The 25,929-nt window shown below is 50.8% G+C and carries 25 protein-coding genes; 14 read left to right on the forward strand and 11 right to left on the reverse strand.

All coding sequences use genetic code 11. The annotated features are described in order from the left end of the window. The first annotated feature begins 482 nt into the window (after positions 1 to 482). From ACRJJO_RS10100 to dmeF, 5 genes are all read left to right on the forward strand, one after another. Entirely contained in the window at positions 483 to 1,874 is a 1,392-nt protein-coding gene (locus tag ACRJJO_RS10100; RefSeq protein ID WP_431065637.1) for a hypothetical protein, read from the forward strand. A gap of 28 nt (positions 1,875 to 1,902) precedes the next feature. Next, entirely contained in the window at positions 1,903 to 2,397 is a 495-nt protein-coding gene (locus tag ACRJJO_RS10105; RefSeq protein ID WP_431065638.1) for a hypothetical protein, read from the forward strand. A 608-nt stretch (positions 2,398 to 3,005) separates the two neighbouring features. After that, on the forward strand, positions 3,006 to 3,419 hold the full coding sequence (locus ACRJJO_RS10110; protein ID WP_431065639.1) for an exosortase system-associated protein, TIGR04073 family: 414 nt from the start codon (positions 3,006 to 3,008) through the stop codon (positions 3,417 to 3,419). A gap of 75 nt (positions 3,420 to 3,494) precedes the next feature. After that, positions 3,495 to 4,190: an OmpA family protein gene (locus tag ACRJJO_RS10115; RefSeq protein WP_404358030.1), complete on the forward strand. Its 696-nt coding sequence runs from the start codon at positions 3,495 to 3,497 to the stop codon at positions 4,188 to 4,190. A 394-nt stretch (positions 4,191 to 4,584) separates the two neighbouring features. Beyond that, a complete protein-coding gene (gene dmeF / locus ACRJJO_RS10120) occupies positions 4,585 to 5,496 on the forward strand; it encodes a CDF family Co(II)/Ni(II) efflux transporter DmeF (RefSeq protein ID WP_431065640.1) in 912 nt (303 codons plus the stop codon). Positions 5,497 to 5,776: 280 nt separating this feature from the next. Here dmeF and ACRJJO_RS10125 read toward each other — a convergent pair whose 3' ends face one another. Next, on the reverse strand, positions 5,777 to 6,871 hold the full coding sequence (locus ACRJJO_RS10125; protein WP_431065641.1) for an NAD(P)/FAD-dependent oxidoreductase: 1,095 nt from the start codon (positions 6,869 to 6,871) through the stop codon (positions 5,777 to 5,779). A gap of 682 nt (positions 6,872 to 7,553) precedes the next feature. On the opposite strand from ACRJJO_RS10125, the gene ACRJJO_RS10130 reads away from it, so the two are divergent. The 4 genes from ACRJJO_RS10130 to ACRJJO_RS10145 all read left to right on the forward strand — a co-directional run bounded on the left by ACRJJO_RS10130 (position 7,554) and on the right by ACRJJO_RS10145 (position 10,878). After that, a complete protein-coding gene (locus ACRJJO_RS10130; RefSeq protein WP_431065642.1) occupies positions 7,554 to 8,453 on the forward strand; it encodes a hypothetical protein in 900 nt (299 codons plus the stop codon). Between the two features lie 286 nt (positions 8,454 to 8,739). After that, positions 8,740 to 8,970 carry a hypothetical protein gene (locus tag ACRJJO_RS10135; RefSeq protein ID WP_431065643.1) on the forward strand — a complete coding sequence of 77 codons (231 nt, stop codon included), beginning with the start codon at positions 8,740 to 8,742 and terminating at the stop codon, positions 8,968 to 8,970. A gap of 371 nt (positions 8,971 to 9,341) precedes the next feature. Beyond that, complete coding sequence (gene pip, locus ACRJJO_RS10140) at positions 9,342 to 10,295, forward strand: prolyl aminopeptidase (RefSeq protein ID WP_431065644.1); 954 nt, start codon at positions 9,342 to 9,344, stop codon at positions 10,293 to 10,295. A gap of 7 nt (positions 10,296 to 10,302) precedes the next feature. Further along, positions 10,303 to 10,878 (forward strand): UbiX family flavin prenyltransferase, encoded by a 576-nt coding sequence (locus ACRJJO_RS10145; RefSeq protein ID WP_431065645.1) that lies wholly within the window; start codon positions 10,303 to 10,305, stop codon positions 10,876 to 10,878. 426 nt (positions 10,879 to 11,304) lie between these two features. Here the strand turns inward: ACRJJO_RS10145 and pqqE are convergent, their stop codons facing one another. The 6 genes from pqqE to pqqA form a co-directional block, all read right to left on the reverse strand. Beyond that, complete coding sequence (pqqE, locus tag ACRJJO_RS10150) at positions 11,305 to 12,432, reverse strand: pyrroloquinoline quinone biosynthesis protein PqqE (RefSeq protein ID WP_431065646.1); 1,128 nt, start codon at positions 12,430 to 12,432, stop codon at positions 11,305 to 11,307. After that, positions 12,410 to 12,682: a pyrroloquinoline quinone biosynthesis peptide chaperone PqqD gene (gene pqqD / locus ACRJJO_RS10155; RefSeq protein WP_431065647.1), complete on the reverse strand. Its 273-nt coding sequence runs from the start codon at positions 12,680 to 12,682 to the stop codon at positions 12,410 to 12,412. The genes pqqE and pqqD overlap by 23 nt, the downstream gene beginning before the upstream one ends. Positions 12,683 to 12,767: 85 nt before the next feature. Next, a complete protein-coding gene (locus ACRJJO_RS10160) occupies positions 12,768 to 13,328 on the reverse strand; it encodes a Uma2 family endonuclease (protein ID WP_125217155.1) in 561 nt (186 codons plus the stop codon). A gap of 31 nt (positions 13,329 to 13,359) precedes the next feature. Then, entirely contained in the window at positions 13,360 to 14,091 is a 732-nt protein-coding gene (pqqC, locus tag ACRJJO_RS10165; RefSeq protein WP_431065648.1) for a pyrroloquinoline-quinone synthase PqqC, read from the reverse strand. A gap of 30 nt (positions 14,092 to 14,121) precedes the next feature. Further along, positions 14,122 to 15,036, reverse strand: a complete 915-nt coding sequence (gene pqqB / locus ACRJJO_RS10170) for a pyrroloquinoline quinone biosynthesis protein PqqB (RefSeq protein ID WP_431065649.1) — start codon at positions 15,034 to 15,036, stop codon at positions 14,122 to 14,124. 202 nt (positions 15,037 to 15,238) lie between these two features. Further along, positions 15,239 to 15,313 (reverse strand): pyrroloquinoline quinone precursor peptide PqqA, encoded by a 75-nt coding sequence (gene pqqA, locus ACRJJO_RS10175; RefSeq protein ID WP_006892363.1) that lies wholly within the window; start codon positions 15,311 to 15,313, stop codon positions 15,239 to 15,241. Between the two features lie 245 nt (positions 15,314 to 15,558). On the opposite strand from pqqA, the gene ACRJJO_RS10180 reads away from it, so the two are divergent. The 3 genes from ACRJJO_RS10180 to ACRJJO_RS10190 all read left to right on the forward strand — a co-directional run bounded on the left by ACRJJO_RS10180 (position 15,559) and on the right by ACRJJO_RS10190 (position 17,689). Next, positions 15,559 to 15,768, forward strand: a complete 210-nt coding sequence (locus ACRJJO_RS10180; protein ID WP_431065650.1) for a hypothetical protein — start codon at positions 15,559 to 15,561, stop codon at positions 15,766 to 15,768. Positions 15,769 to 15,927: 159 nt separating this feature from the next. Then, positions 15,928 to 16,476, forward strand: coding sequence for a cytochrome b (locus ACRJJO_RS10185; protein ID WP_404358005.1), 549 nt, complete (start codon positions 15,928 to 15,930; stop codon positions 16,474 to 16,476). A 199-nt stretch (positions 16,477 to 16,675) separates the two neighbouring features. Then, the gene (locus ACRJJO_RS10190) at positions 16,676 to 17,689 is read left to right on the forward strand and encodes a quinone-dependent dihydroorotate dehydrogenase (protein ID WP_431065651.1); all 1,014 of its coding nucleotides are present in this window, start codon (positions 16,676 to 16,678) and stop codon (positions 17,687 to 17,689) included. Between the two features lie 466 nt (positions 17,690 to 18,155). On the opposite strand, the gene ACRJJO_RS10195 is transcribed toward ACRJJO_RS10190, so the two are convergent. The 4 genes from ACRJJO_RS10195 to ACRJJO_RS10210 all read right to left on the reverse strand — a co-directional run bounded on the left by ACRJJO_RS10195 (position 18,156) and on the right by ACRJJO_RS10210 (position 19,448). Continuing rightward, entirely contained in the window at positions 18,156 to 18,311 is a 156-nt protein-coding gene (locus ACRJJO_RS10195) for a hypothetical protein (protein ID WP_431065652.1), read from the reverse strand. Further along, entirely contained in the window at positions 18,308 to 18,796 is a 489-nt protein-coding gene (locus ACRJJO_RS10200) for a hypothetical protein (RefSeq protein WP_431065653.1), read from the reverse strand. The genes ACRJJO_RS10195 and ACRJJO_RS10200 overlap by 4 nt, the downstream gene beginning before the upstream one ends. A 118-nt stretch (positions 18,797 to 18,914) precedes the next feature. Then, positions 18,915 to 19,277: a transposase gene (locus ACRJJO_RS10205; RefSeq protein ID WP_431065654.1), complete on the reverse strand. Its 363-nt coding sequence runs from the start codon at positions 19,275 to 19,277 to the stop codon at positions 18,915 to 18,917. Between the two features lie 12 nt (positions 19,278 to 19,289). Next, a complete protein-coding gene (locus ACRJJO_RS10210; protein ID WP_431065655.1) occupies positions 19,290 to 19,448 on the reverse strand; it encodes a hypothetical protein in 159 nt (52 codons plus the stop codon). 301 nt (positions 19,449 to 19,749) lie between these two features. On the opposite strand from ACRJJO_RS10210, the gene ACRJJO_RS10215 reads away from it, so the two are divergent. Beyond that, positions 19,750 to 24,918, forward strand: a complete 5,169-nt coding sequence (locus ACRJJO_RS10215) for a RecQ family ATP-dependent DNA helicase (RefSeq protein ID WP_431065656.1) — start codon at positions 19,750 to 19,752, stop codon at positions 24,916 to 24,918. A 324-nt stretch (positions 24,919 to 25,242) separates the two neighbouring features. Then, on the forward strand, positions 25,243 to 25,806 hold the full coding sequence (locus tag ACRJJO_RS10220; RefSeq protein ID WP_431065657.1) for a peptidoglycan-binding domain-containing protein: 564 nt from the start codon (positions 25,243 to 25,245) through the stop codon (positions 25,804 to 25,806). The last annotated feature ends 123 nt before the right edge of the window (positions 25,807 to 25,929 follow it).

The following is a 25,929-nucleotide window of genomic DNA, read 5'->3' on the forward strand; positions in this document are numbered from 1 at the left end:
CTGGCAGTTAATGACAAAGGCAAAGACTTGAATACCGATTATCCTAAAAAGAGCAGTTGAGGCTTCACCAAGCCGGTGAAAGTGTTGTAGAGCGTTCATGCTTCGACTTGGCATAGCACGAACGGTCTACAACACATGTAAGCTGCTCTTTTTAGGATTATTTTTGCTTGGTCAGCGGTTTGAGTCAGTTGATGCGGCATTACTGCCGGGTAAGCTAATTTCAACAACAATGTCGATAAGATCATTTTTTGATTGCGTTTTAACTGGGTGTATACTTGAAATCCTACTTATTAATCATGGAATTCAGCTAAGTTACGCGGTCTATTGTCGTGCCGTGGGCGTCGGTTGGTGTGGCAGGTAGCGGCAGTATCGATATATCAAGGGAGTGGTCGAACTCAAGACGTTACGCCTATCCATTTAATATGCCATGACGTCTGACTCAGGCGTACAAATAACAATTAATAACAATCAAGGTCAAACTGATGACAAAAAAAACACCCGGTAAACAATTGCTCAATATTGAAAAGCATTTTGTCGATAATAATCCGGTCTTGCTCGATGCGGCCAAGGTGTTTCACGAACTTGATCAACTCGAATTCGATTTGGGTCTGATCGGTGCTGACGAAACCACGGCCAGTCAACATTCCTGGTGGCCTATTATCAGCGTGATCGGCGGATCTTCGCAGGCGAGTTCTCGGTTTATCAATCAATATTTGAATGCGAATCAGAGTTTAGCGGGAATACAATCATCTAATCATAAATTCACGGTTCTGCAGCACAATAGCCAAAACCATGCAGTAACCTTGCCCGGGGCCGCGTTGGATTTGGATCACCGTTTGCCTTTTTACCGGATAAGCCGAAAGTTAGAACAAGAAATACGGGGCGAAGGCAATAATGTTAACGCGTATTTAGAGCTGAAAACCGTCAATAACGAGCGATTGAAAGGTAAGTTGATAATCGAGTCGCCCAACTTCGGAATAGAAGCCCCGGTTAATCCGATTACAAAGCTGCTAACCCGGCATATTGTCGAGATTTCCGACTTGGTTCTAGTGTTTTGCGATGTTTTCGATAGCGAATTGCATTCGTTGACGGGGCTCAGTCAGAGCATTGCCGAACAGCAGGACTCCAATAAGTTCGTCTATATCATCGATCATGCGACTGCAAATGCGGAAGTTATCAAATCATGGCAAAAAAGATTGGCTGAACTGGGTATCAAGACCGGACAATTCGTCGTGCTATCCAGTCAGGCAAACTTAGCCGATCCGCGGAATAAAGAGTCGATGGGGATTATCGATGAGCGTATCGAAAACTTAAATCACTACCGGTCCTACCGAATTCTGCAAGCGCTCGAACAGAATATCCGCGATGTCGGCGCGGTCGTTATACCGGAAGTCAAGCAAGCTATCGAGCTTTGGAAAGAGCGTGCGCATTTTTCCAGCCTTTTGATTTTAGGTTCCATCGTCATGTTGATGTTGTTTGCCGAAATTCAAATGGGCTTCTTTGCGATATTATTCGATCCCATCGTGGGGCCATTGACATTAGTAGGACTGATAGCGTTTATGGCGCCGCTGCATATCGCGATTAGTAAATTGCAGGCGAAGTTAATTATCGGAAGATTGGAGGAACGGCAAAAGGAACTCCATTTGCTGGAAAATCTAGCGGAATTGTTCGAAAAAAGCCTGACGAACACTCATATGCTATTGCCGATCAATACCCCGGTTGGCTGGAATAAGAAAACTAAGCTTCGTCTGGCTAAATTAAGCGAAAAAGCTAAAGAGCTGGTCATTGCATTGAATGACGGGTTCAATGTTTATGAAGATCGATTAGATAACACCAGCAAAATTTTGGAATCCGAAAGTCCGGACGCAGAATAATTTTGGATAACAACAATTAGGGGGAGGAATGGAGCTTATAAAAGCCTACGTTCCGTTGTGCTGGTTCAGGCATTGTCCGCTAGAGTTGCCGCGTTCGGTTAGTTTTTTTCAAAAAAATTTGTACTATTATTTACTAATCGAGTTATTTATTCTAGCTAATATTACCGATCCTTTAGACGCGCTGATCGAGGCTATTCTGGAAACCGGGTTAACCTTGATGTTTGTTGAAATACTCTTGATTTTTAGAAAAGCGAGCGCGGGGTTTATTTCGGCAGCGACCAGTTTTTTGATTTGTGAGAACATCATTGCCACTGCGGGTCTTCCTGTTATCGTTTGGCTAACAACAACCGACGACTTGTTGAGCTACTATATTTTATTCGGCTTGATGGTCTGGGTCTTTGCGGTTATTACCTATTTGATCATGCGTATTTTATTAATCACGCCCGCTTTGGCGTTTGTGTTGTCGATCGTTTATTTTAGTGTCACGCATGGCGGCGCATTTATGCTGATGCTACTGATATAGTTCATGCAAAGGAGAGCGGCTGAGCATAGGTCTTTGTTATGACGCTAACACTTATTAATTGTAATTATTCACATCCCCCCTATCATTCCCACGCAGAGCGTGGGAACGAGAATGGCCGGGGAACTGAATACTCACTATTAATTCAAGTTGGCCGTTTTTAGCTTGATGCGTATGGGGCAAATCCCAAGTGTAGAAAGGCGCTTTCGGCGGTCGGTTTTCAAAAAAGATGCCCGTTGGTGCGCATAGGGGACGATCGCATTGACTGACTTGCGTCAAGTTACGCTTTTGATTGTTATAAACGGTAGACAATAATGAAAATTACTACGAATTCAGGCAGGGCGCCGGTTTGACAACATTCAACCTTTAGGCTATTGTCGTTATTAAGGGATAAAGGAGCGCGCGTCCCTTCGATTTAAATATCTATTTTGCATTAAGCCGATGCAATAGGGAGAGTTGTTTGATGCTTAAGTAAGGAGGCTTTGGCCAGTATGGCCGTCAAATAAACCTACTGTTTCGGTCATGTGAAAACTCTTTGGGTCGGAGTTATAACAACTTGAATGATTGTTATAGTGGACCTGATACCTTTAACGTTTCGGGAGGAATCTACAATGAATAAAAATAAATTAATCACCGCCGGCCTGTTAGTCGGCACACTCGTAACAGCAAGTCCGGGATATGCCGACGATCACGAACAAGGGTATTTGTCCGGTTTTACAAAGAAGGTGAGTCAAGGTTTTTTTAATACGACGACAGGGTGGATTGAAATACCAAAAAATATCGTCAATATCAGCAGCGATTCCAATATATTTCTCGGCATGAGCTGGGGGTTATTGCGTGGTGTAGGTCATGGCGTAAGCCGGACGGTCATTGGCGTGGCTGAGCTGGTTACCTCTCCGATTCCTACAAAAGACTATATAACTCCGCCTTATGTGTGGGACCGTTTCAGTGAAGATACGCGTTATTTCGGCGCCCATTATCCGGGTTTTTGGACGACTTACGGTCCATTGGATGACGGCGAATAATCCATTTATTTTGGGTTAACAACTCTCCACTGATCTCCCGGTAGGGATCGCTTTTGATTTAAGAGGATAAAAATCATGAACAGAAAACTTGTATACCTGTCGCTTGCTATATTGGCTCCGGCATTAACGGCTTGTACCCCCCCTGCAAAGGACATTCCCGCTTTAAAATCGGAAATGGACGCAGCGGTAGCCGGGAACTATGGGCAAGCGCTGTACCATTGGGAAGCCGCTGAAGAAAGATTCGAAGAGGCCAATCACATACTGGGACATTGGCAAAACGACCATTATTGGAATATCGATCAGCAGCAAAAAGCGATGAATGCGGCTCGCGATGCGGCCAATCATCGTCTGGAATCGGAAAAAGCCATGTGCGACTGGCTGACCGAAGTTCATAGCGATAATCACGATAAAGCAGGTAAAGTCCAAAGAACCGGCGCATTCTTTAGCACCGGTAGCGCAACGCCTTACAATACCAATCATCACGATATCAATTTGATCGGTCAGTATCTGCAAACTCACCCAAGTTCAACTGCAGATGTTGTGGCTTACACCGATACGGTCGGCAGCGCGGCTAGCAACAAAAGGCTGGCGGAACGTCGAGCGGCATCTGTCGCAAATATGCTGAGACAAGCAGGCGCAAGACCGAACCAATTGCGGATATCGGCTGTTGGCGAAGCGGAAGGACCTAACAATAACCCCAATCAGAAACATCGCGTCGTCAAAATCAGCACAGTGCATGCCGAATATGTCGACTGCCCTAAGCTGAAATAAGCGCACGGCGTTTAATTCCGTTTTCAATTGATCGGATACCAGGCTACGGAGAACCAAGTAGCCTGGTTATGCGCTGCCATCTCCCGTCCATCTCTCATTCGCCTCGTTATCACCCAATTGCCTCTGTCTAATTGACTTCCCACAAGCACGGTTTCAAAATGTCTTTTCAAATACCCCGAAAATAGGACCGTTTAACCATGAAACGCATATTTCCAGAGATGACCTAAACATTGCCGCTAACCTCTTGGATAAATGAACGTTCTATGCAAACAAATAACAAGTTATTGAATTAACTTCTTATTCTTCATGGCATTCATGGTGAAATGCTTTTTAGATTACAGCGGATAGTGGACGTTATTGTCAATTTCATTGTTTTAGTGCCGGAATAGATCGTATGCGCGACGCGGATTCAAAACTTAGTTGCAATTTGCAACGAGATATCGAGCAGCATAAAAAAGCCGAGAAAAAGACGAGTTTCGTTCTTTTTTTGACTGCGGTAACCATGGTGGTCGAAATAACGGCCGGAATCTTTTATGGTTCGATGGCCTTATTGGCCGACGGTTGGCACATGGGTACTCATGTCGCGGCGTTCATGATCACGGTGTTTGCCTATCGTTATGCGAGAAAAAACGCCCGTAATCCCCGGTTTTCATTCGGAACCGGTAAGGTCAGTGTGTTGGGCGGTTTTGCCAGTGCCGTTACGTTGGCTGTCGTTGCCGCGGTCATGGCGATGGAATCGGTCAAATATTTGTTTGAGCCGCAAAGTATTCGTTTCGACGAAGCGATCATGGTGGCCGGCATCGGCTTGTTCATTAACTTGCTGTGCGCGCTGATATTGATTGACCGCCACGGACACGGCGACGAGCACGAACATCACCACGATCATAATCTCGAGGCGGCATTTTTTCATGTGTTGGCCGATGCATTGACCTCGGTTTTAGCGATTGCCGCATTGCTGAGCGGAAAATATTACGGATTGAATTGGCTGGATCCTGCGATGGGAATTTTGGGCGCATTGATCATCTTGCGTTGGTCGATGACCTTGTTGAAGAAAACCGGGCCAATATTGCTGGATGGCAGTATCGAAGAAAATTACACGGCCGCGATCAAGATGGCGCTGGAAAACGACTCGGATAATCGAGTGGCCGATCTCCATGTCTGGCAAATCGGCCCTAACCAATACGCCGCGATCGTTGCGGTGACGACTCGTTTTCCAAAGCCGCCGGACTATTACAAAGCCTTGCTCGGCGACTTTCGCCGAATCAAACACATCACGGTTGAAGTGCAGGCCTTGGCATCGCAATGAAGCTTCGCGCTCAATTCGAATAATAATCCTACTCCCTTTTGATCGAAAAACCGTCTAAAAATAAAAGGTATCGGGTATGTCTATCGAGGTCCGCCGCGAACCTATCCATGGGGTTAGCTTCGTAGGGTGCGCATTGCGCACCTTTCCAAGGCAACGAACCCGACGACAGGTGCCGGCCCAGGTGGGCGATGCGCACCCTACGGCTTCATGATCTTCATGGAGAAATGCTTTTTCTAAGTTGATACTTCCGGTTGGTCGTGGCCGGAATAACATTTTCGGTTTAATGAGGAGCGAATAGGCGATAAGGTTCCGGGTCGGTTATAGGTGTTTCACCCAGAATTAAATCGGCCATTAAGCGAGCCGATGCCGGCGCCATGACCAGGCCGTTACGAAAATGGCCGGCGTTAACGCTCAAATTGTCAAGGTTGGGATGCCGAAATATAAAAGGGACGCCATGCTCGGTTCCGGGGCGCAAGCCGGCCCAATGCGTTATGATCGGCATCGTTTTCAATGCCGGGCATAAATGTTCGGCGAAAGACTTCAGTCGGCGGTAAGTCGCTTCCGAGGTCGATTTATCGAAGCCGCAATGCTCGACGCTGCTGCCGACCAGTATTTTACCGTCGAGCCGCGGAATCAAATAGTGATCGTTTTCGAGAATCATGCCCGGCAATAGATCGGGCGGCGCGTCGTAAAGCAGCATTTGCCCTTTGACGGGTTGGATCTCAGGAGCCGCGAATTCGGAAAAGTAGCGCTCGAATAGCGTTTTCGTCCAGGCGCCGGCGCAGACCGTCAGATGACCGACCGGACGCTTGCCTCGGTCGGTTGTCAACGAAACGATTCTGCCGTTTTTCACGGTGACGTTTTGCACATCGCAATGTTCGATCAACTCGACGTTTCGGTTTTCCGCATCCCGGCGGGCCGATTTCAATAAGCGAGGATTGCGGGCATGGGCGATATAGGGTAGCCAGAGCGGATTGAGCGGATCGCAATTTAGATTATCCAGGCTCGGCGTTTGCTCGGTTCGATAATCGATACTATAGCGTTCGCACCAATCGATAGCCTGTTCGATATCGGGGTTGCGGCTGATAAACAGGCCACACGGACTCCACTCGGGGTCGATGCCGGTCGATTCTCTGAGCTCCGTCGCCAGCGTGGGGTAAATGTCCAGGCTGTGCCTGACCAATTCCGAAATCGCGCTAGGTTGCCGCCACGGATAAATCGGCAATAAAATGCCGCCGCCGGCCCAGGAAGACTCTCGTCCGATAGCGTTTTTTTCAAGAATGCTCACGCGGGCGCCGGCCATGGTGAGTTCGCGGGCGGTCAAGAGACCGATAATGCCGCCGCCGATAATCGTTATGTCAGGAATGGTTGTCATGATGGGTTTAATTTCGTTTTATCGTTTCCGAGCGGGGCCTGCCGTATTGAGGCTCGATAAATCATCGGATGTCTGTTCGTGTATGGATTGATTTAAGTGCTATTTTACGCGGCTTTAACTAGTGGGACCATTAGATGAAGCAAAAAACGAAAGTCAATGATGTTTGAAGAGAGGGTGCCCAACGTTCATGAAGGCCCAGCAAATGAAAGTGCGAGGGATGGCTGGGTACGGTCACTCGCCCGACAGGACGCCGTGAATACGTCCATGTAGGCTCGACGGCGGCTGTCCCTGCCGCCGACGCCTGTCGATCGAGCAACCGCACCCTCTTCGGAACCGGAATTGCCAGAACGGAGATTTGCAGATCAAAAGATTAGATAAAGAACCAAAATCTACGAACTTTCACAGTAAAAACTGCAAAAGAGCGTTACTAAATACCGAATAGCCTGAGCTTTGCCTGAGTTTTAATAAATTGTTGTTTTTATCATACAGAACGAACATGTGTTGATGTTGTTTCCATTAGTGTTTGATAAATAATGGTTATCCAATAAAAAATAAAAATCCTTAATTACTGTAAGGAACTTGTAAGGATCGACTTTAGCTGCTATTATCCTTTTCGTGAAAAAGTCTTGTTGTTTTAAGGCAAAAAAAACATAAACAAAAAATCTCTTACGAGGGGGAACCGATGAAACTGAACAAAACTCAAACCGCTCTGGGCGTGGCTGCGGTATTGGCGGCAGGCGCGTTGGCCGCACCGACCGCATCGGCCGATGCCAGAGTCGAAGCGCTGGAAGCGCAAGTTAATCAAATGTCGCAAATGTTGCAAGAAATGCAAGGCGAATTGAACCGCGTACGCGATGCGGCGAGCCGTTCCGCTTCTGAAAACACCGCAAAAGTCATGGAGCTGGATGAATGGGCTGCGTCGGTGAAATCGGCTCCTGCGGCAGAGCAAGCTAAGGATCATACTTTCTCGGTTCGTGGTGGATGGATGCGCTTTAATGACAACCGCGGCTCCACAAGAGATGCATTAGGGGCGGGAACTGGTGTGGGGACAGATATTTTAACTAGCGAAGTCGATCAAGATGCGTTCTATTTCGGTGGTGCCATTGATTTCAATGTCAACAACGATCTGTTCGGTTTGATGGATCATACTTCTTTCGGAATCGAGCTCGGTATCGAATATGCTGAGATCGGAGATAGAGAAGAGAGCGGTCTGACTAGAGCAATTACTGCATTAGATACTGCTAATGGTGGCACAGTTCCAGGAGCTGGAACTAATTTGCAAGAAAGTGTAACCGTTAATCAATTAAGAATTAGCGCCGCGCCGAAGATCAAATTCATGCATGGTAGCAAATTCAGACCTTGGTTGATTCCGGTCGGTCTGGATCTGAACATCATCAGCCCACCGTCCGATGCGGTCACCGTATTGAACACCGGCATGCAGTTCGGTTTAGGTGCCGAATATGAGTTGTATAGAGGCATAATGATAGGCGCAGACGGCCGTTACCACCATTCGTTTGATGACGTAGATGGCGTCGATACCGACGGCTTCACGCTGGGCGGTTCTATCGGCTTCCAGTTCTAAAAAAATTACAGCACGACATAAAAAGGAGGGCGTCAAACCCCTCCTTTTTTTATGCCACCTGTTTGCGGGCCGGGGCCACTGTGGGAGCGATCCCCAGATCGCGACTTCGAGGTCGCAAGCGATGAATAAAAAATAAACGTCATCGAGGTCACATCGGCTAAGCACTTCCTGGTTCCCACGGTCTTCCGTGGGAACCAGGAAAAACACTGATCAGGGATGCTGCGCATCGCGCACCTTTTGCTTTTGGCTGCTTGTCAAATGATGACAAGGCTGTAAAATTCCGCTTGTGAACATTTTATCCGACACCAGTATATTTTTGGTGGTGGTTCTTGATGAGCCGGAAAGAGAGAGTATCATCCAACATACTTCGGGGGCCAGCATCTATGCTCCTGAAATATTACCATATGAAATCGGTAATGCTTTATCCGCGACGATCAAGCGAAAGCAGCTAACCTGGGCGGAAGCTTTAATCGCTCAAAATACCACGAGCAAAATACCAGTACGGCTTGCTTATTAAGGTAGATATTTATGAGTCATTACAATTAGCGATTGACTTTAATTCCTCGTTCCCACGGTCCGCCGTGGGAACGCATACCGAACTTGCCTCGTCAGCCTACGTATGGGTTCCCACGGAAGACCGTGGGAACCAGACAAAACCAATCGAGCAGTGTAGCCCGGGTGGAGCCTGGCTCCTCCTAGAAGTTCGAAGTCACGCCATTCCCGTATTCCGCTGCGCTGCATACGGGCTACGCGCTCGTTCCCACGGTCCTCCGTGGGAATGCATACCGAACTTGCCTCGGCAGCCAACGTATGGATTCCCACGGAAGACCATGGGAATCCATAAAGTTTTAATATAGCCGGAATTTCCTTCGAGTCCATCAACTTTTAATGAAAACCCTCTATCCCGAAATATCCCCATTCGATACGTTTTTTCTGAACACCGGCAAACACTCGGTCTATGTCGAGCAATGCGGCAATCCGGACGGTTTGCCCGTGGTTTTTTTACACGGCGGGCCGTGTTCCGGCATCAAGCCCGATCATCGGCGATTTTTCGACCCCGAAAGATACCTCATCGTTCTATTCGACCAGCGCGGCTGCGGGCAGTCGCTGCCGTTCGGCGAATTGATAGACAATAATACCCAAGCCTTGATCGACGACATGGAGCGGATTCGCATTCAATTGAACATCGAACAATGGCTCGTGTTCGGCGGATCGTGGGGCGGTGCGCTTGCTTTGTTGTATGCTCAGCAGCATACCGACAAGGTGCTTGGACTGATCATTCGCGGCGTGTTCTTGGCGCGGCAAAAAGATTTGGATTGGTTTATTAAAAACGGAGCGGGGCGCATCTATCCGGAGCAATGGTCGCGCTTGGCCGATTGTATTCCCGCCGAATTTGAGCAGGACCCGGTGCAAGGTTTGTGCGATGTCTTGTGGGGGGAGGACGAGTTGGCGCGGCTGCGCGCGGCGAAAGAATGGACCGCATGGGGCGGGCAAGTCGCTTTGGGCGCCGATTTCAAGCCGGCTCCGCATGAGAAACACGCAACGCATACGATGCTCGAACAAGTCCGCATGGAACTGCACTACGCGAGAAATGCTTATTTCATCGAAGAAAATCGGATTCTCGACAATTGCGCTTGTTTAGATGTTATTCCGGCGATCATCATTCACGGCCGCAACGACTTGGTCTGTCCGATCGAGGCCAGTTGGCGATTGCATAAAGCGATGCCGCATGCCGAATTCAACGTATTGCCGAATGCCGGGCATATCGCACAGGGCAAGGACATGATCGACGCCTTGGTGTCAGCGACCGACAAAATGGTCGATAAGCTTTTTCAGAATTAATAAAGTCATGAATACAAAAAAACGACTCGTCATCGGCATTACCGGCGCGACCGGCGCGATTTACGGACTTCGATTTCTGCAAGTGTTGCGTGAAAAACCGGACTGGGAAACGCATTTGGTCATTTCATCGGCCGGCTTGGTCAATCTGAAGCACGAGATGGCTATGTCGCGTAAACAGATCTATGAATGGGCCGATGTGACGCATGAAATCAACGATGTCGCGGCGACGATCGCGAGCGGCGGTTTCAAGACCGAAGGCATGATTATCGCGCCGTGTTCGATGAAAACGTTGGCGGCGGTCGCGCACGGTTTCGGCGACAACCTGATTTCTCGCGCGGCCGACGTCGTGCTGAAGGAGCGCCGGCGCTTGGTGATCATGCCGCGCGAAACGCCGTTGAATCTTGCGCATATTCGCAATATGGCAGCCGCGACCGAAATGGGAGGCATCATTTATCCGCCGATGCCGGCCTTTTACAATAAATCGAACTCGATCGAAGCGATGGTCGATGACGGAGTAGGGCGGATTCTGGCGATGTTCGGCGTCGAGACCGAAGGCCTGTTCACGCCGTGGGAAGGTTTGTAAGAGAATCGACGTAGGGTGCGCATCGCGCACCTTTTTTCGAAAGTAGCACGGATGAAGCAAAGCGTAATCCGGGAATTTCGATGCACGGAACTCCCCGTATTTCGCTGCGCTGCATACGGGCTACATGACTTCCTCGTTTCCACCGCTCCAGCGTGGGAATGCATACCGATCTTTCTTCGGCGGTCAATGTATGGGTTTCCACGGAGGCTTATGGGATCCACAAAAGCCTGTCATCCATGACAACTGGATTCCGGCAATCCATGCCGGAATGACGGGTTTCCCTTAACTTAATAGCAGTACTGCTCTTTGTGGGAACGATCGGACATGGAGTAGTGTGGGAGCGACGCCTACGGCGCGACTCTCGAAGCCATTGAGGCTTAATTACTCATTGCGGCTGTCCAAGCAAAGTAGCGCGATGCGCAAAGTTTATGCAAAATCCCGCGAATTTTTGCTGTTGCGGAAAATCAACGGCTTCTCGCCTGGCGCCAATGATGCCGACTTCGCGGAGTCGATGGCTTCTTGTACGACATGCCGGTTCGGCGATTTACTGCAGACCGGGTCGGTGTTATACATATCGCCGGTCAACAAATAGGCTTGGCAGCGGCAGCCGCCGAAGTCTTTTTCCTTTTCGTCGCAACTGCGGCACGGCTCCTTCATCCAGTCGAAACCGCGGAAAAAATTGAAGGCCTTCGACTCGGTCCAGATTTCCTCAATGCTGTAATCGTTGACGTTCGGGCAATCCAACCCCGGCAATTCGCGCGCCGAATGGCAAGGCAGCGCGACGCCGTCCGGCGCGATCGTCAAGAAAGTCGTGCCCCAGCCGTTCATGCAGGCTTTCGGGCGGTCTTCGTAATAATCCGGCACGACATAATAGATTTTCATCTTGCCGGCAACTCTTTCCTTATAGGCTTGAGCGATCGCTTCGGCCTGTTCGAATTGCTCTTGGGTCGGTAGCAACAGGTCGCGGTTGGCATGGGCCCAGCCGTAATATTGGGTGTTTGCCAGTTCCAGATAATCGGCGCCGAGTTCTTCGGCCATTTCGAGAATCTGTTGCATCTGATGAATGTTTTCGCGGTGAATCACGACGCACAAGACCATCGGATAACCGTGTTTCTTGACCAAATGCGCGACTTCTCTCTTATGTTCGTAAGACGTGGTGCCGGCAATATGGTCGTTCAATTCCTGCGTACTGGCTTGAATGCTGACCTGAATATGGTCGAGCCCGGCTTGTCTCAGTTCGACGATGCGCTCTTCAGTCAGGCCATAGCCCGATGTGATCAGGTTCGAATAATAGCCCAATTCGCGCGCGTGCCTGATCAGTTCGGACAAATCGCGGCGGACCAGCGGTTCGCCGCCGGACAAGCCTAATTGCACCGCGCCCATCTTGCGCGCTTGAGACAAGACGCGTTTCCAGTCATCGGTTGAAAGCTCCGACGGGTATTTTGCGTAATCGAGCGGATTCGAGCAATAAGGACACTGCAGCGGGCAAGCATAAGTCAGCTCGGCCAGCAGCCAGCGAGGAGGGGTAATGTTAATCTTGTTTGATCCAGCCATTTTTCAGTGCTACTTCCAGAAATGCGATGATGTCGTTACGAAGACCTGTGGTTTCGAACTTTCGTTCCAATTCGTCGACGATTTGCTGCGGTTTACGGTTGCCGTCGCAAAGCTTTAGGATTTCGGCGGAGCTTTGATTGAGCTCGACCATGCCTTCGGGATAGAGAATCACGTCTTTTTGTTGCGCTTCTTCCCATTGCAGTCGGTGCGTAGGCGAGAAGCGGATATTTTTGTCCGGGTCGATGGTCATAGTGCTTTGATTCGAATAATGGCTAATGGTAATGCCGAAAAATTTTCAAGTATGCAGGTTGCGGTGAGGTTCCGGTTTTGCCTTTTCAATCAAGTAGGCTGCCTAAGTTGATTGAAAGGCAATCGAATTGAATCGATTGCACGGATTCGTCGGCATGGTAAATGTGCTGCATTTTATAGCTGTTTTCAAGCGGTTCGGTAAAGCGGGTCACCGTTTTTTTGTCGATATCGATTAGCCAGCACTCGGGAACCGCATATTTGGCATAGAGCGGAATTTTGGTGTTCAAGTCGTAATTGGCGGTCGAGTCGGACACCTCGATCAGCAACAGAATTTCGTTCGCTTCCGGATGCCGTGTTCGATAAAAATCGGTTTTAGGTTCGACGGCCGCCAAGTCGGGTTGCGGCACGGAAAAATCGCCGAGCCGCACCGGGTCTTGAATGCGCATGATTGCTCGGTCGCTCAGTTGTTTTATCAAGGCGCTGGCCAAAAAACTGACGATGCTTGCATGCCTGCTGCCAATCGGCGCCATATCGAAAAACTCGCCATCAATCAATTCAATGCGGGAGTCTTCATCGAACAGGCCGCGTTCCGCCATGCGATCGTAATCGGAAATGCTGAACAAATGTTTTTGTATCGCCGTTTGCATGACATTCTCCCGTCACCGAATTCGTTGTCGGTCAAGGTTTGACATTGAAATAAGGCGGCATCTCGTTGATATAGGCCATGTACATCGCATCGGCCATCGTCCAGAGCACATTTAGTTTAAACTGCAGGATTTCGACCATGCGTTCCTGCTGTTCGCGGGTCTTGAACCAGTCCAGCGTCAATTCCAGTCCGTGTTCGACATCGCGGCGCGCTTCGGAGAGACGTTTGCGAAAATAAATGTAACCTTCCTTTTCAACCCACGGATAATGCGTCGGCCAGTTGTCGAGGCGTTGCTGATGTATTTTCGGCGCGAACAGTTCGGTCAATGACGAACTGGCGGCCTCATGCCAATCGGCGCGGCGCGCGAAGTTGACATAAGCGTCGACCGCGAAACGCACGCCGGGTAGCACATATTGCTCTGAGGTGATTTCATCGCGCGTCAGGCCGACCGCAATGCCGAGCCGAATCCAGGCTTCGATGCCGCCGGGGTCGTTCGGATGGCCGTCATGATCCAGAATGCGTTGAATCCAGATCGCGCGGGTTTTGCGATCCGGACAATTGGCCAGGATGTTTGCGTCCTTGATCGGAATCATGACCTGATAATAATAGCGGTTCGCGACCCATCCTTGGATTTGTTCCTTGGTCAGTTTGCCTTCGTTCATCAGCGTGTGATACGGGTGATGGATATGGTAATACTTTTCCATCCCGCGAAGCTGGGCCTCGAATTCTTCGCGGGTCCAAGGTTTTGATTCGCTGTTACTCATAGGATTTACCGGGGTTTCTTTTATAAATCTTTATAAATCGATTTCCATGCCGTCGTAGGATACTTCGATGCCGGCGGCATCGAGAGTTTTACGCTGCTCGGAATCTTCGTCCAAAATCGGATTGGTGTTATTGATATGGATTAATATTTTACGGGTGTTCGGTAGGCCGTTCAGCACTTCGATCATGCCTCCTGGGCCCGATTGCGGTAAATGGCCGATTTCTCGGGCGCGTTTATGACTGATGTTTTGCGAGACCATTTCGTCGTCGGTCCAAAATGTGCCGTCGACCATTACGCAATCGGCCAGTTGCATGGCGTCCATCACATGCGGTTCGATCTCGCCGAGACCCGGTGCGTAGAAGACTTTTTTTCCGGTCGAAATTTGTTCGATGATCACGCCGATATTGTCGCCGTCATGCGGGTCGTGGCGATGCGGCGAATAAGGCGGCGCCTTGCTTTTTAGCGACTGGGTATAAAATTTCACATCTTCGATGCCTGGAATCGTAAAGCTGCTGCCGTCTAGCGGAACCGGATGATGATTGACGGTGCAGTAATCTTCGAGCATTTTGAAGGTCGGGAAGCCGGTGCTGAGGTCTTGTTTGACCATGTCGCTGCAATAAATATCGAGCGGCTGCCGGCTTTCACGCAGCATCAATAAACCGGTTGTATGATCGATTTGGCTGTCGATCAGCAGGATTGCCTTGATGCCGGTGTCGCGCACGCCTTCGCGGGGCTGTATTGCAGGGAATGCATGGAGCTGCGTCAGGATGTCGGGGGAGGTATTGAAGAGCAGCCAATTTCGGTCGTCGGTGCTGACCGCGATCGACGACTGAGTGCGAGGGACGCCGTTCATTTCATTGCGGCGAATACGATGACAATTGTGGCAGTTGCAGTTCCATTGCGGAAAACCGCCGCCGGCTGCCGAGCCGAGAACTCTGATTTTCATGGCATTGTTTCGAATGATTAAAAGAGCTGAATCATACGTCAATTAAAGGTTGTCCGCAAACGGCTAGAGCTTTGTTGGCGGGGCGCTGAAAGGCTGGCAGCGTCATTTTATGTCAAGCCGGGAAAATTTCTTATTCGAAATAGGAATTCGACGCAAAAAAAAGGGGCTTTTACAAGCCCCTTTTATTATTCGACCGTAATGATTAACGGTTGTAGATGTACATTGTTACTTCAAAACCGAAACGCAGGTCTGTGTAGCTAGGTGTTTCCCATTTCATAATCAATACCTCCAGAAGTATGTTTATAAGTGTTATGCCAGCTTGATCAAGTAAGCTAGGTCGGAAGTATACGACGATAATTTAGGCAAAGCAACCGATTGGTTTAGCGAATAGGCTTGGTTTGGAGCGGTGAAAAACCGAGATTCATATCGGAAATTGCATTTTTCACTTGAGCCATCGGAATGACAGAGTTATATTCCTGATTCCAATAAAAAAAATAATGTTATAAAAACGAGGAGGTAATCATGTCCGGTGATCTTATTCAACTGGTTGTGGCAATGTTAGTTATTGCTTTGTTGGCTTTTGCGCCACTGGGGTATTTTATATTGAAGTTCACACAGGAAAACGGCAAGCCGTTCGGCGAAATCGAGCCTCATGGCGATAGCCCGTCGTTGGTCAACGATTTGGCGGAAAAAGCTATCGCGTTCGCAAAAGGCCTGGTGTCTAAGCAATAATGCTTTAATTAAAGAGGGTTCCCTCGCCCTGCGTGGGAACCCGGCCTGAAGCGCACCGAATTTTAAATTGGCGAATACATCATAAAAAAATTTATTCACCATGAAGAACATCAAAAGATATGAATACTTTCACTGTCTCTGGAACTAGGGAAAAAAGAAATGAGTTGGAAAAACACGCCTCGACGTTACGGTTCGTTGGCGATCGGCCTGCACTGGCTAATATTTTTGCTGATGGTTGGGCTGTATGCCTGCATCGAATTGCGCGTACTGTACCCGAAAGGTAGCGATCCGCGTGAAGCGTTGAAAATGTGGCATTTCATGCTGGGGCTGTCGGTCGGCTTATTGGTGTGGCTGCGTCTGACTGTACGCCTGAGTAACGTCAAGCCGGTGATCGAACCCGCCATTGCCGCATGGCAAAAATATTTGGCTTCCGCCGTTCACTGGAGTCTTTATTTGTTGATGATCGGTATGCCTTTGGCCGGATGGTTCATGCTAAGCGCAGCCGGCAAACCAATACCCTTTTTCGGCTTGGAACTTCCGCCGTTGATCGGCAAAAATCCGGAGCTCGCCAAAACAATTAAGGAAGTCCATGCGACAGTCGGCACGGTCGGTTATTACGTAATTGGCTTGCATGTCTTGGCCGCGCTGTATCATCACAGTATTTCGAAAGATAATACCTTGCTTCGCATGCTGCCGTTTCGGAAATAACTTGGGTAGTTCTCAAAATTGCAGCCTTCTTGTTAGGAACAAGCATAAAATAACTTCTTCAAATGCTTCCCACGTTCTGCGTGGGAACGATGAATATCCCCGTTCCCATCCCCTTCCGGAAGAGGGTTCGTGAATCAAAAACCAAAGTTATTTCGAGCTCATTCCTTACTGACATTTCTTTTTCTCACCTTTTCAATCGATGAATCTATATCCATTAATTCGCCCGCTATTATTTTCTCTCGACCCCGAAGTCAGCCACAATCTAACCTTGAAAGCGCTGCAAGCCGCGCATCGTTCGGGATTGTCATCGGTGCTCTATCCTAGATTGCCGGCCAAACCGGTCAAGATCATGGGGATCGAATTCAAGAATCCGGTCGGTCTGGCCGCCGGGCTCGACAAAAACGGCGATTATATCGATGCGCTGGCCGATATGGGCTTCGGCTTTATCGAAATCGGCACGGTCACGCCGCGTCCGCAACCGGGTAATCCGAAACCGCGCCTGTTCCGTCTGCCCGAGCATCAGGCGATCATCAATCGCATGGGCTTCAATAATAAAGGCATCGATCATCTGTTGAACCGCGTCGAATACTGTCAATACAAAGGCGTGCTCGGCATCAACATCGGCAAGAATTTCGACACGCCGATCGAAAAGGCCGCCGACGATTATTTGATCGGCTTGCGCAAAACCTACCGCGCGGCCGGTTACATCACGATCAACATTTCCTCGCCGAACACGAAAAACCTCCGGCAATTGCAGCAGGGCGACGAAATCAAAAGCCTGATTTCGGCATTGAAAGAAGAACAGCTCAAATTACAACGGGAACACGGCAAATACACTCCATTGGCGCTCAAGATCGCGCCCGACTTGACGCCGGATGAGGTCCGCCATATCGCAGCGCTATTGCTCGAGTTTGAAATCGACGCGGTTATTGCAACCAACACGACGATCGCAAGGGATGCAATCGCGGGCCATAAATTGGCCGAAGAGGCCGGCGGCTTGAGCGGAGCGCCGGTCAAGCAACAGTCGACTGAAGTCGTGGCGGCATTAGCTGCGGAATTGAACGGCAAATTACCGATTATCGCGGCCGGCGGAATCCTGAGCGGGGACGACGCGTTAGAGAAAATACAGGCCGGCGCGAGTCTAGTCCAGGTTTACAGCGGTTTGATCTATAAAGGGCCGGACTTGATTGCCGATATTGTGCGGAAGATTTGAGTATCTTGCTGTTTCCCAAGCTCCGCTTGGGAAACGATCCCGCAAGCTCTGCTTGCCGGCCTCGTAAAGCGGAGTTTCCGGGCCTGCATTCCCAAGCAGAGCTCTCGCCGTTATACACAAGTATCGGTAAACTTGCTAAACAGAGGTCATCGTATACCTGGAAACGGTGCTGTTTGATAAATCTGCGGATATTGAACATCAGTGACTTTCCCTCACCTAGCGTTAGGTGAGGGAAAGTCGGGAACGTTGGGCGACAAAAAATGGTATCGAGGCCTCATTGGCTAAGATTGCAAAACGGTAATTTTTGACTTATGTATAACGATGAGAGCCAAGCTTGGGAATGAGCGGAAAAGATTCCTCGTTCCCACCGCTCTAGCGTGGGAATGCATAATGATCTTGACTCAGTCGCCAAGGTATGAACTCCCACGGAGAGCCGTGGGTACCGGAAAACGCGACCGGGCTGTTTTTATTCTCCAAAGAAAATGGATAACAGCAAGCCGGTTATTAACCATTTCAAGAAGCTGTCCTGCCGGTGATCGATGTCGCAAAGCCAGCACAACAAGCGCCACAGCAAATACAGAAAGCCCAGAAAAGCCAGCAGCAAGCCTATTAACGCGCTCATACTAGTGGCCGAACCAGCAGATGAACCGCGAACTGGATGCGCTCCCATGGATTACGCGACTCGTTCAACGCAACGATACGCGCGCTCAAGCGCCTGCCGTTATCCAACAAATGGCAGCAGGCGGCATTGTCGATGCGCGGCACGTAGCCAAGTTTGTAACCCCGCCATAAGCCGGGCAGTTCATGAGGGGGTCCGTCACGAGGCGGATCGTAGAAGCGATAACCGCCTTCCTCACGGTCCCAAACGATCGGCGCATGCAAGCGGTCGCGTAGATATTCGATGTCGCGCGTGAACGTGGAGCGGGAGAAGCAGAGTCGTTCGAGAAAAACGGCGATCGGCACGACGCGCTGCTGGCGTAGCAGGTATTCAATCGCGTAAAAGCGTTCGGTTCGGTTCATTGGCGGATTCGGTGTTTTGTTATCGCTGTTCGCTGTTTCACAAGCTCCGCTTGCCGAATTCGTGAAGCGGAGCTTCCGAGACTGCATTCCCAAGCAGAGCTTGGGAATGAGCGGAGCAAATTTTTGGGTGTGAGCGGATGCAGTATTTGCTGTTTCCTAAGCTCCGCTTGGGAAACCAGGCTGGGAAGCTCCTGCTTCCCGAAACTCACCAGTCGCGAATGATGTCGATCAAACCCGCCTGCCCCAGATAATTCCGTGCGCTGGAATACCGCCAGTGTTCCGGTCGGTCAACATAGCCGCGTTTGACGGGATTGAAATGAATATAGTCCAGTTTTTGCCGCATGACCGCGTCGGATTCGATCAGTTGCGGATGATTGCCCTCTTCCCAAACCTGATAACGGCTTTCCTGCTTGTGTGCGCGTTTGATAAAAGCCAGCAGTTCCAGAAGTCTTGCCGACTGTTGTCGTTCCAGAAGTTCGATGATGCGCCTCGCCGTGTAGGATTTGAAGCGCCGCATGTCGCGGCTCAAATCATCGGAAGCGGCGCTCAGGTGCAAATGATTTTCCAAAATGACATAACCTTAGAGCCGGAATCCGGCGTTTTGCTGCAAAAACCGCCAGGACTCCAAGATGATATCGACCGTTTGCGGGCGCGTAAACAGCGGTAACCAGTGGTTGATCGTCGCGGTCAGGAAATGTGGGCAGGGATTCATCAGCACGCGGTAACTGCTTCTGGGCATTTCGATTCTCCGTCAGGCTCTGGGGATACGGGAAGCAAGAGCTTCCCGGACGGGTTACCCAAGCCGGAGCTTGGGTGACAGAAAATTCATATTATCGCTGTTATCGCTGTTTCCCAGGCTCTGCTTGGGAAACGGTTCAGCAAGCTCTGCTTGCCGTCACGGGAAGCGGAGCTTCCGGCCCTGCATTCCCAAGCAAAGCTTGGGAATGAGCGGATGAACGGTGTGGGAATGAGCGGAATATAAGAATGGTTTACAATCAATCAACAATAACTCCACGCCTCCGCGCGAGAAATAGACAACCATGACAACGGACTGGCAAGCCTTTCAAAATACTTGTTGTAGCCTCGATCTCGAAACCAACGAAAACGGCGAGATTTTCGCGCTCGGCGGGCGTTTTCGAGGCCGGGATTTTATTCGCAAAGCGCCTTTCGATATCCGAAGCGTCTTCGCCGAGTTCGACCGCTTTGCCGCCGAGGCCGGATGTCTCCTCGGCCATAACCTGATCGGTCACGACCTGCCGGTTTGCCGCGCGATAGCACCGAACCATGCCTTTTTGAATAAACCGGTCGTCGATACGCTATATCTGTCGCCGCTAGCCTTTCCCGAAAATCCCTATCATCGCCTCGTCAAGAATTATAAATTGGTCCGGGACGGTATCAGCGATCCTTTGCTCGACGCCAAGCTGGCCGAGTCGCTGTTTCAGGATCAATGGGATGGCTTGCGCGAACAGCAACAAGCCTTCGGCATCGTATCGTTTTATCATTACGCCTTTTCCGGCGATCCGGATTTCAGCGGCATTTGCCGTATGATGAAGGCTGTCGGGGCCGAGTTGCCGGGTGCTTCTCAAGCCTTCGATATATTCAAGCAAACGTCGTCCGGTAAAGTCTGCGAGACCGCATTCAACAAAGTCGTGTTGTCCTATCTGCCCGATCCACGTTTGCGTCAAGCGTTGGCTTATTGCCTGGCCTGGCTGCGGGTCGCGGGCGGCAATTCGGTGCTGCCGCCGTGGGTTCGGCAACGTTTTCATGATGTTGTGCCGGCCTTGAGTCAATTGCGCGATATTCCGTGCGGCAACCCGGCATGCGCTTATTGCGCCGGCGTGCACGATCCGGTGAGTCAATTGACGCGCTATTTCGGCTTTCCGGCATTCCGCGAGGAACCGGCAAGCGATGACGGCGGAAGCTTACAGCAAGCGATCGTGCAGGCCGCGATGAGCGACCGACCGTTGTTTGCGGTATTGCCGACCGGCGGCGGTAAGTCGCTGTGTTTTCAATTGCCGGCATTGGTTCGCTATCAGCGGCGCGGCGTGTTGACGGTCGTGATTTCGCCGCTGCAGGCCTTGATGAAGGATCAGGTCGATAATTTGCGCAATAAAACCGGCGCACCGAATGTTGCCGCGCTCTACGGTTTGTTGACCGCTCCAGAGCGAGGCGAAGTGCTCAGAGCGATACAGTTGGGCGACATCGCGCTACTCTATGTCTCTCCCGAGCAATTGCGCAATACCGGTTTTCAAAATGCGATCGCGCAACGAGAAATCGGCTGCTGGGTGTTCGACGAAGCGCATTGTTTATCGAAATGGGGGCATGATTTTCGGCCCGATTATCTCTATGCCGCGCGCTTCATCAAGGAATTTGCCGCGAAGCACCGAGCGCCGCTGCCGCCGGTGCAATGCTTCACCGCGACCGCGAAGCAAGACGTCAAGGATGAAATTATCGATTATTTTCGCGCTCATTTGGGTCAGGAACTGGCGGTTTTCGAGGGCGGCGTCGAACGCAGCAATTTGCATTTCGAAGTGCAGACCGTCAATGCCGCCGACAAATACCCGCGCATCCATGGCCTATTGACCGAGCGATTGACCGGCGAGACCGGCAGCGCGATCGTTTATTGCTCGACCCAAAAAAACACCGAAGCGGTAACCGAGTTTCTGCAACAAGCGGGATGGCAAGCCGAGGCCTTTCACGCCGGTAAGGACGCGGCCGAGAAAAAGCATATCCAGGAAAACTTCGTTGGCGGCATCACCCGCGTAATCAGCGCGACCAATGCGTTCGGCATGGGTATCGACAAGGAAGACGTACGCTTGGTGATTCATGCTGACATTCCAGGCTCGCTCGAAAACTATTTGCAGGAAGCGGGGCGCGCCGGGCGCGACCGCCAGGATGCCGAATGCGTGCTGTTATTCGATGAGAACGATATCGACACGCAATTCAAACTATCGGCGCATTCTCAAATTACGCAACGCGATATCGCGCAGTTGCTTCGCGGAATCAGGCGATGCAAAAAAGACAAGTTCGGCAATGTCGTCTTGACGGCCGGCGAGCTATTGCAAAACGATGCGGTCGACACGTCGTTCGGTAGCGACGATTATAACGCCGCGACCAAGGTCGTCACGGCGGTTTCTTGGCTGGAGCGGGCCGGTTTCGTCGAGCGCAACGAAAACCGTACGCAAGTTTTCCAGGGTCGACCGAAGGTCAAAAGTCTCGACGAAGCCGAAGCCAAGATCGATAAATTACCGCTTTCGCAGCGTCAGAAAAAGCGCTGGCTGGCGATTCTCGAAGAATTGTTCAATGCCGACAGCGACGAAGGCTTCAGCGCCGACCAACTGGCGATGCTCGGTGCGTTTGCCGAAAATGACGAAGACAAACCCGGGGAAACGGCCAGCCAACGCGTGATTCGAACTTTATACGACATGGCCGAGCAGGGGCTGATTCAAAAAAGTCTGCTGCTGACTGCATTCATTCGCTACAAGGTGGCTCAATCATCGCAGGCTCAATTAACTGCCGTCTGCAAACTGGAGCGCGCGATGATCGCCGCGATGCGCGAATTAGCCCCCGATGCCGCAGACGACGATTGGCAGGTTTTGTCGCTTCGGCATTTAAACCAACATTTGCTGGATCAAGGTTTCGAACAAAGCCATTTGGAAGCGCTGCGCCTGTTGTTGAACAGTCTAAGCCGGGACGGTTTGGGTTTGGCCGGCAACAAAGGCAGTTTATTTGTGCGTCATCGTGGGCTCGATCAATATGCGGTCAAACTAAACCGCGGCTGGCCCGCGCTGATTGCGACTGCCGAAAAACGGCAAGGCATCGCCAAGATCGTGTTGGATTGCATCGTCGGCCGGGTGCCGGAAGGCGCGCCGCCGGCCGCCGATGTGCTGGTCGAATTTGCCGCCGAAGATTTGCTGTCGGCCTTGCGGCAGGATGCGGTCGCATTGGCGGAGGTGAAAGACCCGCTCGCGGCGGTCGAGCGGGCGCTGAATTTTTTGCACGAACAAAAAATCATTACCTTGCAAAAAGGCCTTGCGGTTTTCCGGCAGGCGATGACCATCAATGTCTTGCCGGAAGCAAAGTCGCGCCGCTACCGCAAGGGCGATTACGAGCCGCTGTCCCAGCATTACGGCGAACGCGTGTTTCAGGTGCATGTGATGAATGAATATGCTCGGCGCGGACTCGAAAAAATCGGTCAGGCGCTGGCCTTCGTCGTCGCCTATTTTTCGCTCGATAAGGCCGAATTCGTGCAGCGCTATTTTGCCGGGCGCAAGGAAATACTCGAACGCGCGGCCAGCCAACAAGCCTTTCAGCGCATCGCCTCCGATCTAAATAATCCCGAACAAATCGCGCTGGTCTCGGCGCCGGAAGACGACAATGCGCTGATTCTGGCGGGCCCCGGTTCCGGCAAGACGCGCGTCGTCGTGCACCGCTGCGCGTATTTGTTGCGCGTCAAGCAAGTCCCGGCTCAGGCAATTTTAGTGCTGTGTTTCAACCGTTCCGCCGCAAACGAAATTCGTCGGCGGCTGATCGAACTGGCCGGCGACGAAGCGCGCTACGTGACCGTGCAAACCTATCACGGTTTCAGCTTGCGCTTGACCGGACATGCCTTAAGCGGTTTGTACGGCGACGGCGAAGCCTCTGCTGAGCCGTTCGCCGAAATGATCGGCGAGGCGATAGCACTTTTGAAAGGCGAAAAAAATTTGCTCGGCGTCGAGCCGGACGCGGCTCGAGACCGCTTACTGGCGTGCTATCGTTTCATCCTGGTCGACGAATACCAGGATATCGACGCGGAGCAATACCGGCTCATTTCCGCGATTGCCGGGCGCAGTCTCGACGAAGACAGTAAATTGACGATCCTCGCGGTCGGCGACGACGATCAAAATATTTACCAATTTCGCGGCGCGAATGTCGAGTTCATCCGGCAATTTCAGCAAGACTATCAAGCGCAGGTACATTACTTAGTCGAAAATTACCGCTCGAGCGCTCATATCATCGCCGCCGCGAACGCCTTGATCGGACATAACCGGGATCGGATGAAACAACAGCATCCGATTCGAATCAACAAACAGCGCGGCAACCTCGAACCCGGCGGGCGCTGGCAAGCGCTCGATACTTTAACGCGCGGCAGAGTCAGGCAAATCGATACCGTAGGCGAGTCGATGCAAGCCTTGCAGGTTGCCGAAGAACTCAAGCGGCTGCGGCAATTAGACGTTCGCCTGCAATGGCCGAACTGCGCGGTACTTGCGCGCGAATGGCGCTATTTAAGTCCGGTCCGGGCCGTTTTCGAGGCGCAAGGCATTCCTGTTAGCATCGTGCTGCCGGCCGATCGAAGGCCGCCTCCGTTTCGTATCCGCGAAAACGTGGGCTTACTCGATACGCTGAAACATCATCCGGAACCGCTGACGCGCCCGTCTTATTGGCTCGGTTGGCTGGACGAACATTATGGCGAGCAACCGGGCAATCCCTGGCTGATGCAGCTCAAAGAATTTCTCGACGACTGGCGGAATGAAACCGGAGACGGCGAAACGGCCAACAGTCAAACCCTCGATTTCATCGCCGAAACGCTCGCCGAACAACGTCTCGACCGAACCTTCGGACAGGGCGTCTTGCTCGGCACCGTGCATTCGGTCAAAGGTCTCGAATTCGATCATGTCGTGATAATCGACGGCGGTTGGAGTTCGCGAGCCGGAGAAGAAGAGCAGCGCCGTCTACTCTATGTCGCAATGACCCGCGCGCGAGAAACGCTTTGCCTGATGCATCGTAAGGATCTTCGCAACCCCTATATGTCCGAGATACGAGGCGATCATTTATGGATTACCGAAGCGCCGGAGCTGGATGCGCAAGATCGGCCAATCATTCTTCGCGATTACGAAATCCTAGGCTTAAAAGACATTAACATCGGCTATGCCGGTTCATTTCCCGAACAACACCCGATACACCGACGTCTCGCGGAATTAAAACCGGGCAGCGAACTGAATTTCGCCCGTATCAACGGCAAATTAGTTTTGCAATCCGGCGGCGAAACCGTAGCCGCATTGTCGCAAAAAGCCCAACACGAATGGGTGGACAAATACGTCAATGCGGAAAAAGTGACCGTGCTTGCGATGATCCGCCGCCATGCCGACGACGGCGACGAACAATACCGCAAGCGTTGTCAATGCTCGGCTTGGGAAGTGCCTTTCGTCGAAGTCGTGTGCAGGGGGTAGAAAAGACGCTGACTCTGAAATTAACCCCGACCTCTTTCCCCGACTATTCCGCTTAGGTCGCCAAGAGGTTTAAATTCAAATTACTGAAAAATAAGTATATGATGACCTAAGTGGTTTATTTTATAGGTCTGGTAGCTATTCTCAGGCTTTAATCCCGTTCTGAGTGCAACGGCCAAAGCCACTTGAATTAAAGCCGCAGAATCACTAGCTGATTTGTGTCTTTTCCAACGCATTAGTCAATCAATTGGTTATCGACCTTAATGTCGTATCCGGTTCAAGGGGCCCTTTTCAAGGGATTTATTCTTTAAATCAGGAGTTTAGACAATGAAGACAAATAACATCGACGCAAGAATCATTGTCCTGCTAGCCGTTACTGTGTTCATGAACGGCTGTGGCGATGAGCAGAAAGAAACCAGCAAACAGCCTGAGCAAACCGTTACCGAGAGCGTGACGGCGAGTCCCGTTTCGGAAATAGCGGATAAAACCGTTGAAACGAACGGCAGTAAAAGTGAAACCATCGGCACTATGGCAGAGTCCACAGTTAAAAAATCAGTCGAAGCAGTTGAAAGCGCTACGGAGCAGACTGTTGAAAAAACAGCCGAAGTCGCTCAGGATTTAGGGGGTACTGCCGAAACAAAATTTAGTGAAGCGGTTACAACAGGCCAGGCGGCGATAAGCGAGGCCACCTCGGAAGTAGTGAAGACTACGCCAGCGCTAGTACGCAAAATCCAACAGGCCTTGGCGGACGCCGGTGTTAACCCGGGGCCTATCGATGGTATAATGGGCCCGAAAACAATGGCGGCTGTGAAAAGCTTTCAAAAACAGAAAGGTTTGGTTGAGGGTGCGATAACTGAGGAAACGCTAAAGGCGTTAGACGTTGCGTACTGACTGCAAGTTTCAAGACGGCGGCCTATGCCGACAAAAAAAACCATAAATCCAGTCCTAAATATACCCACTATATGGACTCCTCGTTTATTGCAAGCCTAGTTTTCAAAAATTGATGTCAAAACA

It is taken from the genome of Methylotuvimicrobium sp. (assembly GCF_050611805.1).
Classification (GTDB): domain Bacteria; phylum Pseudomonadota; class Gammaproteobacteria; order Methylococcales; family Methylomonadaceae; genus Methylotuvimicrobium.

Excerpts from the sequence above, each read along its gene's own strand:
- ACRJJO_RS10100 (WP_431065637.1), top strand. The coding sequence starts at position 483 with ATGACAAAAAAAACACCCGGTAAACAATTGCTCAATATTGAAAAGCAT.
- ACRJJO_RS10105 (WP_431065638.1), top strand. The coding sequence starts at position 1,903 with ATGGAGCTTATAAAAGCCTACGTTCCGTTGTGCTGGTTCAGGCATTGT.
- ACRJJO_RS10110 (WP_431065639.1), top strand. The coding sequence starts at position 3,006 with ATGAATAAAAATAAATTAATCACCGCCGGCCTGTTAGTCGGCACACTC.
- ACRJJO_RS10115 (WP_404358030.1), top strand. The coding sequence starts at position 3,495 with ATGAACAGAAAACTTGTATACCTGTCGCTTGCTATATTGGCTCCGGCA.
- dmeF (WP_431065640.1), top strand. The coding sequence starts at position 4,585 with ATGCGCGACGCGGATTCAAAACTTAGTTGCAATTTGCAACGAGATATC.
- ACRJJO_RS10125 (WP_431065641.1), bottom strand. The coding sequence starts at position 6,871 with ATGACAACCATTCCTGACATAACGATTATCGGCGGCGGCATTATCGGT.
- ACRJJO_RS10130 (WP_431065642.1), top strand. The coding sequence starts at position 7,554 with ATGAAACTGAACAAAACTCAAACCGCTCTGGGCGTGGCTGCGGTATTG.
- pip (WP_431065644.1), top strand. The coding sequence starts at position 9,342 with ATGAAAACCCTCTATCCCGAAATATCCCCATTCGATACGTTTTTTCTG.
- ACRJJO_RS10145 (WP_431065645.1), top strand. The coding sequence starts at position 10,303 with ATGAATACAAAAAAACGACTCGTCATCGGCATTACCGGCGCGACCGGC.
- pqqE (WP_431065646.1), bottom strand. The coding sequence starts at position 12,432 with ATGGCTGGATCAAACAAGATTAACATTACCCCTCCTCGCTGGCTGCTG.
- pqqD (WP_431065647.1), bottom strand. The coding sequence starts at position 12,682 with ATGACCATCGACCCGGACAAAAATATCCGCTTCTCGCCTACGCACCGA.
- ACRJJO_RS10160 (WP_125217155.1), bottom strand. The coding sequence starts at position 13,328 with ATGCAAACGGCGATACAAAAACATTTGTTCAGCATTTCCGATTACGAT.
- pqqC (WP_431065648.1), bottom strand. The coding sequence starts at position 14,091 with ATGAGTAACAGCGAATCAAAACCTTGGACCCGCGAAGAATTCGAGGCC.
- pqqB (WP_431065649.1), bottom strand. The coding sequence starts at position 15,036 with ATGAAAATCAGAGTTCTCGGCTCGGCAGCCGGCGGCGGTTTTCCGCAA.
- ACRJJO_RS10180 (WP_431065650.1), top strand. The coding sequence starts at position 15,559 with ATGTCCGGTGATCTTATTCAACTGGTTGTGGCAATGTTAGTTATTGCT.
- ACRJJO_RS10185 (WP_404358005.1), top strand. The coding sequence starts at position 15,928 with ATGAGTTGGAAAAACACGCCTCGACGTTACGGTTCGTTGGCGATCGGC.
- ACRJJO_RS10190 (WP_431065651.1), top strand. The coding sequence starts at position 16,676 with ATGAATCTATATCCATTAATTCGCCCGCTATTATTTTCTCTCGACCCC.
- ACRJJO_RS10195 (WP_431065652.1), bottom strand. The coding sequence starts at position 18,311 with ATGAGCGCGTTAATAGGCTTGCTGCTGGCTTTTCTGGGCTTTCTGTAT.
- ACRJJO_RS10200 (WP_431065653.1), bottom strand. The coding sequence starts at position 18,796 with ATGCAGTCTCGGAAGCTCCGCTTCACGAATTCGGCAAGCGGAGCTTGT.
- ACRJJO_RS10210 (WP_431065655.1), bottom strand. The coding sequence starts at position 19,448 with ATGCCCAGAAGCAGTTACCGCGTGCTGATGAATCCCTGCCCACATTTC.
- ACRJJO_RS10215 (WP_431065656.1), top strand. The coding sequence starts at position 19,750 with ATGACAACGGACTGGCAAGCCTTTCAAAATACTTGTTGTAGCCTCGAT.
- ACRJJO_RS10220 (WP_431065657.1), top strand. The coding sequence starts at position 25,243 with ATGAAGACAAATAACATCGACGCAAGAATCATTGTCCTGCTAGCCGTT.